We start from the raw sequence: 14,188 nt of genomic DNA on the forward strand, positions 1-14,188 counted from the left end.
ACTTTTGATTATAACTGATTAGGGGAGATATAAGCGAATACCCGTTTATATCTCCCCTAATCAGTTATAATCATTTATAAAATCCAAAAAGTAAAATCAAGGTAATCAGTCTAATCAGTTTAATCCTGAAAAAGACAACCTACGCTTACAGGCTGATAATCCGGAACACCGTCCGCCTGTTGGCGGCTCTTCCTTCTTCTGTATCGTTGGTGGCCACCGGGTCATTCTCGCCATAACCCTTTGCTGTAAGGCGGTCCAGCGGGATACCTTTTTCTGTGAGGTAGCTCACTACAGCTTTGGCGCGGTTCTGCGAAAGTAGTTGATTGTCTTTGTCGGTACCTACATTATCAGTATACCCGGCGATCTCAATTTTTACGGTGGGGTTATCCTTTAGCAGGTTCACCAGCTTGTTGAGTTCCGTTACCGATTCAGGTTTCAGGTTATACTGTTTGCTGTCGAAGAAAATGTTATGTAAAACGATGCTGGCATTGGCAGCCAGTGGCTGCAACGGAATATTTTTTTCGTAGGGGACACCGGGGTTGTGTTCTTTCAGCGAAAAATTATCTGAGTAAAAGAGATATCCTTTCCTGTTTACGTGCATGGCGTAATCCTTTCCCACCGGCAATGGCGCGAGGTAATCGCCGGTTTCATTGGTTTTAACGGTAGCGATATTATATCCGCCCTGGAGGTCAATGATATCTATGCTGGCGGTTAAGCGTTGGTGCGTGAGGGTATCATACACATAGCCTTTTACGTACAGTGTTTGCAGTGGGCGTGCTTCAGGGTAAAGTTCAAAGCGGTAAATATCGAGGGTGCCGCGGGTATCAGACCGGTCGGAGGCGAAGTAGGCAGTTTTACCATTTGCTTCTACTACCAGCGAGGCGTCTTCATCAATGGTATTGATCGGGTAACCGAGGTTGGTGGCTGGGCCCCAGCTGCCATCGGGTTGCCGCCGCGAATAAAAAATGTCGAGGCCGCCATATCCCGGATGCCCGTCGGAAGCAAAGTAGAGTGTTTGTCCATCTGCGTGGATGAAGGGTGTGGTTTCCCTGCCGTTGGTATTGATATTGGGCCCCATTCTTTCGGGTACGCTCCATTGTCCGTTCGGTTGCCGGCTGGTTACAAATATATCTGCACCATGATCTGGTGTTTCACGTGCAAAATAAAGCGTTTGTTTGTCGGCGCTGAGGCAGGGTTGTGACTCCCAGTCGCGTGTATTAATGGGCGATCCCATATTCTTTGGTGCGGTCCAGCCCGAAGCGGTTTTTTCCGAGTAGTAGAGATCGCAGCTGCCTTTGCCTTCCGGAAATTCGCAGCCTGTGAATACCAGCATGGTACCATCTTGTGAAATGTTTTGTGCGCCTTCATTGAAAGAGGAGTTTACGGGTTCACCCATGTTTTGTGCCGCTGACCAGATATTGTTGTCCCGGTACGTAATATAAAAATCTTCATTGCGGCCATTTACGCGCCTGGTGAAGATCAATGTTTTACTGTCAATAGTTAATGAGGGGAAGTATTCCGGATCTTTACTGTTTACCGGATCACCCAGGTTTTCCGGGTGGAATGGCACGGCTTGCCGGTTGTTGTTTACGGCAAATTCATAATTAACTTTCAGCTTCTCGGCATTTGCACTTTTCGATTTGATGGACGCAATGTATTGATTGATTAACTGTAACGCACCTACGAAATTCCCTGTGCCTGCCATCGCTTTTGAATAAGGCACCATTACCGGCCGCAATCCGCTGCTATCCAGTTGTTTTAGCTTCTCAAATGCGGAGGTGGCCGCTGCATAATCTTTCAGCTCCACATAACACAAACCCATTTGTCCGTATGCATCAGTAAATCCGGGCGCTGTTTTAATGGCATCCTGCAGAAATCCGATAGCAGCTTTTGTCTGGTAAGTTCTTACGGCATCAATGGCGCGGTCAAAACTGGCTTTGGCTTTTTTAGGGGCGTTTTCATAGGTAACTGTCTGGGCCTGCAACAGCAGCCCGAAGCCCAGCAGGCAACTCAGTATTAACAGGGAGGTCTTTTTCATAGTATGTATTCGCAATGTAATTAACGAAAATACTATGAGAATAGTACGCGGATTTTGTCTTTCTCAGGATTAACTGTGATTAGACTGATTACCTTGATTTTACTTTTTTGATTTAAAAAGATTAAGGGAGATAAAAGCGGATTCGCTTATATCTCCCTTAATCCTTTTAATCATTTATAAAATCCCAAAAAATAAAATCAAGGTAATCAGTCTAATCACAGTTAATCCTGAGAAAGACAAAACCCGCGCTAAGGAACATTAATATACTTATGGATCTGCAATGACATGGTCCATTCCGGATGATCCTTGATATACTCTGTTATCAGCGGCGTCATTTCTGCGCTGCGTTCCCATTCGGGCTGCAGGTACAGCTTACAATGCTTACCGGCTAAGGCAGCATATTTTTCTGCCCAGGCAAAATCCGTTTTATTAAAGATCACTACTTTCAGTTCATGCGCGGCCTTGCAGATTTCCGGCAGGGGCGCCTTGAACTTTTTGGGCGATAAAGTAATCCAGTCCCATTTGCCACTGAGCGGGGAAGAACCGGAGGTTTCAATATGCGTGTGAAAACCCTGTTTGTGTAGGGAACGGGTAAGTGCATCGAGGTTATGAAGCAATGGCTCACCACCGGTAACCACTGCAATACGGCCGGGATAGGCCGCTGCTTCGGTTACAATATCGGACACGGCTACCTGCGGATGCTTATCAGCATCCCAGCTGTCTTTTACATCACACCACACACAACCCACATCACAACCACCCAGTCTGATGAAATAGGCAGCCCGCCCCTGATGGTAGCCTTCACCCTGGATTGTGTAAAAGCGCTCCATCAGCGGGAGGGTATCGGTACTAATATTTATTGTTGTTACAGACATGACTTACTTCACAAAGGTCCGGTTTTTTTAGTTCCGGCTATATTTAATTCTATTTTCAAACCTCACGGGTTCGAGTCCCTTCTTCTCCGTAGATTAATTCATACTTCCTTTCAAGCCAATAGTGGCGTGATAGGTGTTTTTGAGCAAAGCGGCAATCGTCATCGGACCTACGCCACCCGGTACCGGGCTGATGTAGCTGCATTTAGGCGCTACTTCGTCAAACTTCACGTCACCTTTCAGGCGGAACCCGCTTTTCCTGGTGGCATCTTCCACACGGTTAATACCTACATCCACAATTACAGCGCCTTCTTTCACCATATCCGCTGTTACAAAATCCGGTCTGCCGATAGCGGCAATGATGATATCTGCCTGACGGCAAATTTCAGCCAGGTTATGCGTCTGGGAATGGGTAAGGGTAACGGTACAGTTACCTGGATTGGTATTGCGGCTCAGCAAAATGCTCATAGGCGTGCCTACAATATGGCTGCGACCTATTACTACTGCGTGTTTTCCTTTGGTCGGAATGTTGTAATGCTCCAGCATCAGCATAATACCATAGGGAGTAGCAGGAATAAAAGCAGGTAAACCACTTACCATTTTACCTACGTTCATGGGATGGAAACCATCCACATCTTTGCTCGGATCAATGGTGTTGATCACCAGCTCTTCATTGATATGTTTTGGTAAAGGTAATTGTACAAGGATACCATCCACATCCGGATTTTCATTCAGCAGAATGATCTGGTCCAGCAGATGCTTTTCAGAGATCTGCGCATCAAAACGCAGGAGGGTGGAATTGTAACCGCATTCTGCACATGATTTTACTTTGGATGCTACGTAGGTTTCACTTGCCGGATTATTACCTACCAATATGGCTGCCAGGTGAGGGACCTTTTTCCCAGCTGCCTTCAATTCAGCCACCTGTGCGGCTAATTGGGCCTTTATAGCCTCAGAAACGAGTTTACCGTCTAAAATTTGCATGTGCAAAGGTAAGAAAAAGCTGTATGTAATCAGCTATGGGAAATCAGCTTTTTAGGGAAGCACTGCCGGAAGGAGTGGAGACAATGGTCTTAAATCGTCCGAAGGTCCAGCAAAACAAGCTCCTGTAAAGGAACTTGCTTTGCTCAGGCATTGCGCCCGTCAGGAACTTACGAGTTGTTCAGTGGAAATTATAAGGCAAAACTTAAATATAAATCTTCTTGTTGATATATGCAACCGAAGAGCCAGATCACAGTACTTTAGGAATTAGATTTTTGGAGCAGCAGCCAGTATTTCCGGTGCTGATGCCCCTGCATATTTTTCAAAATTGCGGATGAACTGTCCGGCCAGATCCTTTACCTGCCTGTCATAAGCGGCTTTATCTTCCCAGGTATTGCGTGGGTCCAGGATATTGGACGGAACGCCGGCGCAATTATCAGGGATTGAAAAACCGAATACAGGATGTGCGTGGAAAGTTTCCTTGTCAAGACTGCCATTCAACGCTGCCGTGATCATAGCACGGGTATATGACAACTTCATGCGGCTGCCGGTGCCATAAGCACCGCCGGTCCAGCCGGTGTTGATCAGCCATACATTAACATTGTATTTGCGCATTCTTTCACCCAGCATCTGTGCATATTGCGCCGGATGCAAAGGCATAAATGGTGCGCCGAAACACGCGCTGAACGTGGACTTCGGCTCTGTGACGCCCGCTTCGGTACCCGCCACTTTAGCCGTGTAGCCGGAAATGAACTGGTACATGGCCTGCCCGGGCGATAACCTGGAAACCGGTGGTAACACGCCATAGGCATCGCAGGTAAGAAAGAATATATTTTTTGGAATACCTCCCACAGAAGGTTCCAATGCGTTATCAATATAAGGCAGCGGATAAGACACGCGGGTGTTTTCCGTGATCCGGCAATCTGCATAGTTCACGGTATTGGTACCCGGGAAAAAGTTGATATTTTCCAGCAGCGCGCCTTCACGCACAGCATGAAATATCTGCGGTTCTTTTTCTTCAGAAAGATCAATACATTTTGCATAACAACCGCCTTCAAAATTAAAGACGCCGGTAGCATTCCATCCGTGTTCATCATCACCGATGAGTTTCCGCGAAGGATCAGCGCTCAACGTGGTTTTGCCGGTGCCGCTCAAACCAAAGAAGATAGCAGTATCGCCGTCATCGCCTACGTTGGCGGAGCAATGCATGCTTAACACATTTTTGTTGTGCGGCAATTCGTAATTCAGGATCGTGAAAATGCCTTTCTTGATTTCACCGGTATAGGCGCTGCCACCTATGAGGATAATTTTTTTGGTGAAATTCACTACGGAGAAATTCTGCTGCCGCGTGCCGTCAGTGGCAGGATCTGCCAGGCAGCCGGGGGCCTGGATAACGGTCCAATCGGGATGCATGTAATCCAGTTCATCTTCCGAAGGACGTAAAAACATGTTGTAGGCAAACAGACTTGACCACGGCAGTTCTGTAATTACTTTGATGTTGACCCGGTAGTCCTGGTCGGCACACGCATAGCAATCACGTACCCACACGTCTTTCCCGCTGAAATAACGGGTGATTCTGCTGTATAAACGATCAAAATTTTCTTCAGAAATGGGGAGGTTAAAATCGTTCCAGTTAACAGTGTCCGTTGTGATGTTGTCTTTTACAATAAATTTATCTTTGGGTGAGCGGCCGGTAAATTCGCCGGTGTTTACAGCTAATGCCCCTGTATCGGCATATACCCCTTGTTTACGGGCGACCGTTTGCTCCGCCAGTTTTTCGGGTGAAAGTTGGTAATAGACGTTCGTTACGTTCTCTATGCCAAGTCCCCGTAAGTCAGCAACTGGATTCCTTACGCTACTCATTTGCATAAAAGCAAGATTGTTTTGGTGTAAAAGCAAAACTAGCGATTTTTTGATATTGTCAAATTTTATAGGTGTTATACCATTGAAATTTAGAAATTAAATACCGGTTTAGGGGTGGTTGTTGCGATATCTTCAAAATGTCCACTTTTCATTGCAGGATTATCTAACCATATTTGAGAGAATATACTATTAAATAATTGTAAGGAAATATTAGTACGATTTTGTCATTTAATGATGCAGATATTGACCGATTTGCCGGTTCTGACCTTTTTCACATTTCTACCTCCCGAATTTTACATAGGTTTGAAGCCTCATTTGAAATTAAGCGATATGAAGAATCTGCCCTTGGATCCGCAGCTGTTCGTGAAGAACCGCCAGCGTTTTGTGGCTAAAATGCAGCCACAGTCTATAGCTATTATTAACTCCAATGACGAACTGCCCACCAATGGCGACGCCTTGTACAAGTTCAAACAGAACTCAGATCTGTATTGGCTTACAGGCATTGATCAGGAGGATACGATGGTAGTGTTGTATCCCGATAACCCGGATCCGAAGTACCGCGAAGTACTGGTACTGGTGCGACCAAACGAGTTAAAGGAAAAGTGGGATGGCCACAGGTTGCGGAAAGACGAGGCATACGCCGTGTCTGGTATGAGCACTGTAGTTTGGCTCGATAGCCTCGATGCGCTTTTACAACAGTGGATCAACGAAGCCGCCAACATCTACCTGAATTCCAACGAAAATAACCGCAAGGCAAACCTCGTACCGGTAAAAGATTACCGCTATGTACAGGAACTGAAAGTACGCTACCCGCTGCATAACTATCTGCGTGCAGCCGTTATCTTTAAAGAACTGCGCGCAGTAAAAACGCCGGAAGAAATCAAGGTAATGCAGGAAGCAATGGATATCACGGAAAAAACTTTCCGCCGCTTACTGAAATTCATTAAACCCGGCGTATGGGAACATGAAATTCATGCGGAAATTTTACACGAATTCCTCCGCAACCGCTCTGCCGGTGAAGCTTATAGCTCTATCATCGCTTCCGGCGACCGCGCACGCACGCTGCATTATATTTCCAATAACCAGGAATGTAAAGACGGAGAAGTGATCCTGATGGACTTTGGTGCAGAATACGGCGGATACAACGCTGATCTTACGCGTTCAGTACCGGTAAATGGTAAGTTTTCGCCGCGCCAGCGCCAGGTATATGATGCCTGCCTGCACCTGCATAACTACGCCAAATCTATTCTCCGCCCGGGTATCACCATTGCCAAATACCACGAAATGGTAGGAGAGGAAGCCACTAAACAATTTATAAAAATCGGGCTGCTCACAGAAGAACAGGTGAAAAACCAGGATCCGGAAACACCGGCCTACCGCAAATACCTGTATCACGGTATTTCCCACCACCTCGGTGTAGATGTGCACGACCTCGGTCCTTCTTTCCATCAGCCTATCCCGGTGGGCGCTGTAATGACCATCGAACCAGGTATTTATATTGAAGAAGAACAACTGGGTATCCGCATCGAAAACAATATCTGGCTCACCGCCGATGGTAATGTGGACCTGATGAAGAATATTCCTATCACGGCAGATGAAATTGAAGCCCTGATGGCCAAATAATAATGATGATTTTTTATGATTATCCTGGTTAGCAAAGATTAAAAGATAGATGATATAATATAATTGTCAATATTCTATCTTCGCTCATCAGGATAATCACAAAATCATCATAATCACAGTTAATGAAACAAATACCGAATATTCTTACCCTATGTAACCTCTTCTGCGGTGCACTGGCCATTATCTGCATACTGCATGCGCCTGAATACCGCGCGGAAATTAACGGCGCCGACTATACGATTATCAGCCCGGAGCCTGTATACTGGGCATCCGCACTGGTGGTGATTGCGGGGATTTTCGATTTTTTTGATGGTATGATAGCCCGTCTCCTCAAAGTATCGGGCCCTATGGGTAAGGAACTCGATTCACTGGCTGATGTAGTTACCTTTGGCGTGGTACCCGGCATGATGCTGTACCGCCTCCTGCGCAGCGCTTATTTTCAGCAACCCGATGTTTTTGATGTATCCATTATAAATCTGGCCCCGGCCTTACTGGTGCCCTGCTTCGCCGCTTACCGCCTCGCCAAGTTCAATATAGATACCCGCCAGTCTGAAAACTTCATTGGGGTGCCCACTCCCGCAGTAGCCCTGCTGGTAGCCTCTTTCCCCCTCATCCTTTTATTTAATCCCTTCAACCTGGCCCACTGGTTCCAGAATATCTGGGTATTATATATCACCATTGCCCTGCTCTGCTACCTGATGGTGGCCGAAATACCAATGATCAGCCTGAAGTTCAAAAGTAAAAGCCTGGCCGACAACTGGCCCCGCTTCTTACTGATCCTGCTCACCCTGGTAAGCATACCGCTCCTGAAGTTCGCTACCGTTCCTTTTATATTTATTTGTTACGTAATATTATCGGTAGTGGCGCCGCCGAAAATAGAAGCGGTTTAACATTCTGGATTTTTTGATGTAGGTTTGCGGCAAAATTTCTAGCACAATGACTTTTACTGCACATATCAATGTGATGCCACTGAAAGAATTATTAGATCCGCAAGGTAAAGCGGTAATGAGTGGTCTCAAGAACCTCGGCCTGGGCCAGGTACAAGATGTACGTATTGGTAAACACATTACTCTGCAAATTGAAGCCGCCAGCCAGGAAGAAGCAAGGCAGATCGCTGAAACTGCCTGCCAGAAGCTGCTGGCAAACCAGGTAATGGAATCTTTTGAAGTACAAATACAATAATTAATTGCGAATTGCGGATAACGGAGCTGTGGGGAGATGACTGGTAAAGTCTCCGGACTGCATCTCCCCACACATTCGTAATTCGTAATTCGTAATTAAATTATGAAATTATATCTCGTTCCATCTCCCATTGGCAACCTCGCCGATATTACCTACCGGGCCGTAAAAGTACTCGAAGAAGCAGATCTTATCCTCGCGGAAGATACCCGTACCTCCAGCGTATTACTGCGGCATTACCAGATCAATAAACCCGTTACACCCTACCATCAGCACAATGAGCATAAAATAGTGCAGCACCTCCTGCAACAGCTGCAGGGCGGTAAAACAATGGCTATGCTCACCGATGCCGGTACCCCCGGAGTTTCTGATCCCGGCTTTTTACTGGTCAGGGAATGCGCCCGCGCCGGCGTACCGGTAGAATGCCTCCCCGGCGCCACCGCTTTTGTACCCGCGCTGGTTAACAGCGGTATCCCCATGACCCGCTTCGCCTTTGAAGGATTCTTCCCCCTTAAGAAAGGCCGCCACACCCTCTTTACAAAACTGGCCACCGAAGAACGGACCATCGTTTTTTATGAGTCGCCCATGAGACTGCTCAGAACCCTTTCCGACCTGATCCAGTATTTCGGACCAGACCGTCAATGCTGCGTATGCCGCGAACTCACCAAAATGTTCGAAGAAAATAAACGCGGCACATTACAGGAAGTACACGATTACTTTGCTGAAAAAGGCGTAAAAGGAGAAATTGTAGTAGTGGTGCAGGGCGTTGAATAATTATTTTTATCTTCCGGTTAGTTGCTGACATACCATTGTCGCACCTGTGCTGTTGTTTTGTATAACAAATCATTTAGCCATGCCCGTTACTGATATCGCCGCACTGCGACTGCAACATCAGCAGTTGCTGAAAACAGCTTTCAAAAAACCGCAGGACATCGTGGCCTTCTTTGGCGCCATGCAGGCACAGGAACACGCCAACAGCAAATGGGGCATCGGCGCACGACTCCCCGGCTGTACAGATGCGGACATAGAAAAAGCCATCAGCAACAAATCCATTATCCGCACCACTGCCTTCCGCGGTACCCTGCACCTCATAGCTCCTGCCGATGTACGCTGGATACTGCAACTCATCGCTCCCACCATAAAAGCCCGCATGGGCAGCATGATGCGCAAACTGGAAATGGACAATGCCCTCCTGCAGAAAACCAATCAATATATCACCAAAGCATTACAGGGAGGAAACCACCTCACCCGCAAAGAACTCACCACCCTGTTACAGGAAAAGGGTATCAATACAGACGACCACCGCATGAACCACATCATCTATCACGCGGCGGCAGATGGAATTATCTGTAACGGACCTCTCAGCGGAAAACAATTTACCTACACACTCCTCGATGAATGGCTGCCCGGCACGGCCACACTCAATAAACAGGCGTCGCTGGTTACCCTGGCTAAACGCTACTTTATCAGTCACGGCCCGGCTACCTTACCCGATTTTGCCCAATGGGCCGGCCTCCCACTCACGGATGCCCGGGCCGGACTGGAAGGCGCGCAATCCGACTTAAAACCACTGGACGTAAACGGTACGGCCTACTGGATGGCTCCCGGGAAAAAACAAGCCACACCCGATACCTCCCTGCTGTTACCAGCTTTCGATGAATATTTCATCGGGTATAAAGACCGCAGCACACTGATAGACATGCAGTTTGCCAAAAAGGTAATGACCATCAACGGTATCTTCAACCCCATCATGGTGCAAAACGGGCAAATCATAGGTACCTGGAAACGCACCTTTAAAAAAGACAGTGTAACCATCGTTACCGATCCGTTTAAACCACTCAAAAAGGCCGGCCTGAAAGCGTTTGAGCCTGCCGCACAACGGTACGCCGGTTTTCTCGGACTCACCCTCCACAGTTTCTCCTGATTAACTTCCGGCCACATTGCACTCATCAAATATCAGGGACAAAATCGCCAAATGATCCTTATTTTAGCTGTTTTAAACCAAATGAAACGGAATGAAGTACCGGGTTACAACAGGCAGCTGTATTGCCATCGCTTTGCTGGCGGGCAGCTGGTTACAACTAAGCGCTCAATCTGACCGCTGGCAACAGAGAGTAAAGTATACGATGGATGTGAAGGTGGATGCACCGGCCAATCAGTTCAAAGGACAACAACACCTTGAATATTACAACAACTCCCCCGATACATTAAAGAGAGTTTTTTATCACCTCTACTGGAACGCCTTTCAGCCCGGCAGCATGATGGATGTACGCAGCCGTGAACTGGGAAAAATTGTAATAGGAAGAGATAAGAAAGGGAACGAACGCCGCGACTGGGACAACCGCGTACGCGACCGCATCTCCCAACTGAAACCCGATGAAATAGGCTACCAGAAAATCATCTCCCTGAAACGCGATGGAAAACCACAGGACTTCAAAGTAGTGGAAACCATCCTGGAAGTGCCGCTGGATAAGCCTATCCTGCCACACTCCAAAGCTGTTTTTGATATGGAGTTTGCCTCACAGGTGCCGGTACAGATCCGTCGCAGTGGCCGCAATAATGCCGAAGGAGTGGACTTCTCTATGGCGCAGTGGTACCCTAAAATGTGCGAATACGATTACGAAGGATGGCACGCCACTCCTTACATCGCCCGCGAATTTTACGGCGTATGGGGCGACTATGATGTAAAAATCACCATCGATAAAAAATATGTGATCGGTGGTACAGGCTACCTGCAAAACCCTGATCAGATTGGTCACGGATACGAGAAACCAGGCGCCAAAGTAACGCCACCCACCGGCAACACGCTCACCTGGCATTTCATTGCGCCTAATGTACATGATTTCATGTGGGCCGCCGATCCGGATTACAAACACATCACGCAGAAAGTGGATGGCTTTACGGCTCACTTCTTTTATATCGACAACGAATACACGCACAATACCTGGCCTCAGCTGGCGAAGATGGTGCCTGCTGCCTATGCCTACATCAAAGCGCATTACGGCGCCTATCCGTATGAGCAATACTCTTTCATACAAGGCGGCGATGGCGGTATGGAATATCCAATGGGTACCCTCATTATGGGCAACGGTAAAATGGATGGTTTGTATGGTGTAGCCATGCACGAATGGATGCACAGCTGGTACCAGGGAATGCTGGCCACCAACGAAAGCCTGTACCCCTGGATGGATGAAGGCTTTACTACCTTTGCGGAAAACAATGTGATCTTTAATACCATCGATTCACTGAAAGGACGCGATGCACTGGAAGATTCCTATGCAGGCTATTTTGCGTTGGCAAAAAGTCCTTTTGAAGAACCCGCCACCACACATGCCGATCATTTTAACACCAACTACGGTTACAGTCTTACTGCCTACTCCAAAGGCGCTGTATTCCTGGAACAGCTGGGGTATGTAATTGGCGCGCAAAACCGCGATAACGGCCTGTTACGCTACTATAATGAATGGCGCTTCAAACATCCGAACGTGAATGATTTTGTACGGGTAATGGAAAAAGAAAGCGGTATTGAACTGGATTGGTACAAGCAATATTTTATCAATGCAGTAAAGCATATCGACTATGGTATCGACAGCGTTTTTGCAAAAGGTAATAAAACAGTAGTGCGTTTACGCAGGGTAGGATACATGCCGATGCCTATCGACTTTATGGTAACGGATAAGAGCGGTAATAAAGTGCTGCACTATATTCCGTTGTCCATCATGTACGGCGAAAAGCCTAATGAGTATCCAAATGTAAAACGTATAGTCGACCCCGTTTGGTACTGGACTAATCCTGTTTATGAAGTAGAACTGGATACTCCGCTTGCAGATATTAAAGAGCTGGAAATAGATCCCAGTCAGCGTATGGCAGATGTGGACAGAAGTAATAACAAAGCAGTGTCTTAATATACACCAGAAATAAAATCCGTACCGGGATGTTGTTTGCAAAAGCAGCATCCCGGTATTTTTTTACAGCGATTGCAACACCGCAGCTGCCCGCTGTTCTCCTTCTTCCATCATTTCTTTCATTATCTGCGGTATAAATTCCAGTCCTCCCATAGCTACATTCAGCGCTGTTTTCGGACGGATGATGTGCAGCTTTACCGCCCTTTTTCCCTGGAAGGGATTAATAGCGGGAAGATCAAAACACCGATCTATATCCGCAGCAGTGATTCCCTTTTTCTTCAGGTTATCTTTTACCGCATCCAGGTAGGTGAGCGACTGGTTGATGAGCTGTGTGATTTCCACGTCGGTGGCGGCTATTTCATTGGTGGTATTATCCACCTGTTTTTCGAGGATATCGATCAGGTTTTGGAACAGGATATCATCTTCGCCGGGAGTTTCAGGTGTGAGCAGGATGACATAAATTTCAGTGGCGCCTTTTTCTATGGCCAGTTTAACGGGGTGATAGTGAGCGCCGCCGGCATTGGTGAACTGCTGCACATGATCGGGGAGGGAAGCCACTTCCACCGGGGGCATAAACACCGGCATGCTGCAGGATGCCTGCATGGCTTCACGGAAGGTGTAATTATCAAGAAGGGATATTACATCATAATCTTTCTTCACCATATCGGCGCCTGACGGGGAAAAATAAGTGAGGCGGTTTGTTTGCAGGCAACGTGCCGCAACAAATACTTCTTTATTCAGCTTTTGCAGTGCGCTGAAGCGGGCATCGGTAAAGATGTTGGTAATTTTATGGGCAAGGGCGGTAGCGTTGTAAAGAGAGTTGTTTTGGGGGAAGCGTTGCAGCATGGTATTGGTGCTCACCAGGTCGGCGGTGGTGTTGCTGGTGAACAATTTTTCCAGCAATGTTATTTCCCCCAAAGCCGCGAGGGGAGCAATTAATGAGCTGATGCCGGTGCCGCAGAAAAAGTCGAATTCAATAGCTGGTTGTTGGGAATAAAGATACTTCAAAGCGCCAACAGCAAAAGCTGCCCTGGAGCCGCCGCCGCTGATGACTAACGCAGTTGTAGCCATGAGGATTTTTTAGGTAGCAACAATTTAACTAAAAAATCAAAATATCAGCTGCTGTAATTGGTTCTGCCAGGTATGGCCCTGTAATTCCTGATCTTTTAATTTGCTCAGGTGGTGTTCATTGTGATGTGCAATGTAATAAAGCATCTCCCGGATGGTAATCTTTCCGAGCAGGGGATGTGGCAGGCGGTACCTGTCCAGTTCACTTTCCGACCAGCCGGCCAGTTTGTTGATTAATTTATTTTTCTGGAGAAGAAAACCTTGTAGCAGCGCCGGTCGCTGCGCAGGATAGATCACCCCGGGCTGATAGGCCCTGGTAGCTTTTGCGCCGGCATCCAGGATCCGCTCATAGTCGGCCACCAATTGGTTGTACGACCGTGATGGTATGGCGCTGGTGCCGAAATAGAGCAGTGTTACTTTGGGAAATCCCAGGGCACTGCTTACAGGTCTGATGGATTTGGTGAGATGATCCAGCTGCTGGCCGGCCGACCACTTACCGTAAGGGGAAGCGGTAAATCGTATATCCGGCAACGTATTCACAAAATCCACGAAGTTGTCGAAACTGGTATTTAATAGAGATTTGATCTCGTGCTGGTTCAGGTACATAGGAAACAAAATTTAGAGGATTTCAAATACACTATACCTGGCTTTGTAAACAA

12 protein-coding genes are annotated in these 14,188 nt (G+C 47.2%); 6 read left to right on the forward strand and 6 right to left on the reverse strand.

All coding sequences use genetic code 11. The features are described 5' to 3' along the window. Positions 1-145: 145 nt before the first annotated feature. From PV783_RS07465 to pckA, 4 genes are all read right to left on the reverse strand, one after another. The gene (locus PV783_RS07465) at positions 146-2,038 is read right to left on the reverse strand and encodes an OmpA family protein (RefSeq protein WP_420987554.1); all 1,893 of its coding nucleotides are present in this window, start codon (positions 2,036-2,038) and stop codon (positions 146-148) included. 248 nt (positions 2,039-2,286) lie between these two features. After that, on the reverse strand, positions 2,287-2,913 hold the full coding sequence (locus tag PV783_RS07470; RefSeq protein WP_079469352.1) for a 7-carboxy-7-deazaguanine synthase QueE: 627 nt from the start codon (positions 2,911-2,913) through the stop codon (positions 2,287-2,289). A 93-nt stretch (positions 2,914-3,006) separates the two neighbouring features. Continuing rightward, a complete protein-coding gene (folD, locus tag PV783_RS07475) occupies positions 3,007-3,894 on the reverse strand; it encodes a bifunctional methylenetetrahydrofolate dehydrogenase/methenyltetrahydrofolate cyclohydrolase FolD (RefSeq protein ID WP_079469351.1) in 888 nt (295 codons plus the stop codon). Between the two features lie 264 nt (positions 3,895-4,158). After that, complete coding sequence (gene pckA, locus PV783_RS07480; RefSeq protein WP_420987555.1) at positions 4,159-5,760, reverse strand: phosphoenolpyruvate carboxykinase (ATP); 1,602 nt, start codon at positions 5,758-5,760, stop codon at positions 4,159-4,161. Between the two features lie 324 nt (positions 5,761-6,084). On the opposite strand from pckA, the gene PV783_RS07485 reads away from it, so the two are divergent. The 6 genes from PV783_RS07485 to PV783_RS07510 all read left to right on the forward strand — a co-directional run bounded on the left by PV783_RS07485 (position 6,085) and on the right by PV783_RS07510 (position 12,461). Next, positions 6,085-7,377 (forward strand): aminopeptidase P N-terminal domain-containing protein, encoded by a 1,293-nt coding sequence (locus PV783_RS07485; RefSeq protein WP_111576706.1) that lies wholly within the window; start codon positions 6,085-6,087, stop codon positions 7,375-7,377. A 122-nt stretch (positions 7,378-7,499) separates the two neighbouring features. Next, positions 7,500-8,267, forward strand: coding sequence for a CDP-alcohol phosphatidyltransferase family protein (locus tag PV783_RS07490; protein ID WP_079469348.1), 768 nt, complete (start codon positions 7,500-7,502; stop codon positions 8,265-8,267). A gap of 46 nt (positions 8,268-8,313) precedes the next feature. After that, a complete protein-coding gene (gene purS, locus PV783_RS07495) occupies positions 8,314-8,559 on the forward strand; it encodes a phosphoribosylformylglycinamidine synthase subunit PurS (protein WP_079469347.1) in 246 nt (81 codons plus the stop codon). 102 nt (positions 8,560-8,661) lie between these two features. Then, entirely contained in the window at positions 8,662-9,330 is a 669-nt protein-coding gene (gene rsmI / locus PV783_RS07500; protein WP_079469346.1) for a 16S rRNA (cytidine(1402)-2'-O)-methyltransferase, read from the forward strand. Positions 9,331-9,409: 79 nt separating this feature from the next. Then, a complete protein-coding gene (locus tag PV783_RS07505) occupies positions 9,410-10,480 on the forward strand; it encodes a winged helix DNA-binding domain-containing protein (RefSeq protein ID WP_420987557.1) in 1,071 nt (356 codons plus the stop codon). Between the two features lie 91 nt (positions 10,481-10,571). Continuing rightward, positions 10,572-12,461 carry a M1 family metallopeptidase gene (locus PV783_RS07510; protein ID WP_420987558.1) on the forward strand — a complete coding sequence of 630 codons (1,890 nt, stop codon included), beginning with the start codon at positions 10,572-10,574 and terminating at the stop codon, positions 12,459-12,461. 63 nt (positions 12,462-12,524) lie between these two features. On the opposite strand, the gene PV783_RS07515 is transcribed toward PV783_RS07510, so the two are convergent. Together PV783_RS07515 and PV783_RS07520 are read right to left on the reverse strand one after the other, a co-directional pair. After that, entirely contained in the window at positions 12,525-13,532 is a 1,008-nt protein-coding gene (locus PV783_RS07515) for a patatin-like phospholipase family protein (RefSeq protein WP_420987559.1), read from the reverse strand. Between the two features lie 36 nt (positions 13,533-13,568). Next, positions 13,569-14,135 (reverse strand): DinB family protein, encoded by a 567-nt coding sequence (locus PV783_RS07520; RefSeq protein ID WP_111576702.1) that lies wholly within the window; start codon positions 14,133-14,135, stop codon positions 13,569-13,571. Positions 14,136-14,188 lie beyond the last annotated feature (53 nt).

Source organism: Chitinophaga sp. CC14 (assembly GCF_048957795.1).
GTDB lineage: Bacteria > Bacteroidota > Bacteroidia > Chitinophagales > Chitinophagaceae > Chitinophaga > Chitinophaga ginsengisegetis.

Coding starts and splice junctions, on each gene's coding strand:
- PV783_RS07485 (WP_111576706.1), top strand. CDS start 6,085: ATGAAGAATCTGCCCTTGGATCCGCAGCTGTTCGTGAAGAACCGCCAG.
- folD (WP_079469351.1), bottom strand. CDS start 3,894: ATGCAAATTTTAGACGGTAAACTCGTTTCTGAGGCTATAAAGGCCCAA.
- PV783_RS07520 (WP_111576702.1), bottom strand. CDS start 14,135: ATGTACCTGAACCAGCACGAGATCAAATCTCTATTAAATACCAGTTTC.
- rsmI (WP_079469346.1), top strand. CDS start 8,662: ATGAAATTATATCTCGTTCCATCTCCCATTGGCAACCTCGCCGATATT.
- PV783_RS07470 (WP_079469352.1), bottom strand. CDS start 2,913: ATGTCTGTAACAACAATAAATATTAGTACCGATACCCTCCCGCTGATG.
- PV783_RS07490 (WP_079469348.1), top strand. CDS start 7,500: ATGAAACAAATACCGAATATTCTTACCCTATGTAACCTCTTCTGCGGT.
- PV783_RS07510 (WP_420987558.1), top strand. CDS start 10,572: ATGAAGTACCGGGTTACAACAGGCAGCTGTATTGCCATCGCTTTGCTG.
- purS (WP_079469347.1), top strand. CDS start 8,314: ATGACTTTTACTGCACATATCAATGTGATGCCACTGAAAGAATTATTA.
- PV783_RS07515 (WP_420987559.1), bottom strand. CDS start 13,532: ATGGCTACAACTGCGTTAGTCATCAGCGGCGGCGGCTCCAGGGCAGCT.
- PV783_RS07505 (WP_420987557.1), top strand. CDS start 9,410: ATGCCCGTTACTGATATCGCCGCACTGCGACTGCAACATCAGCAGTTG.
- PV783_RS07465 (WP_420987554.1), bottom strand. CDS start 2,038: ATGAAAAAGACCTCCCTGTTAATACTGAGTTGCCTGCTGGGCTTCGGG.
- pckA (WP_420987555.1), bottom strand. CDS start 5,760: ATGCAAATGAGTAGCGTAAGGAATCCAGTTGCTGACTTACGGGGACTT.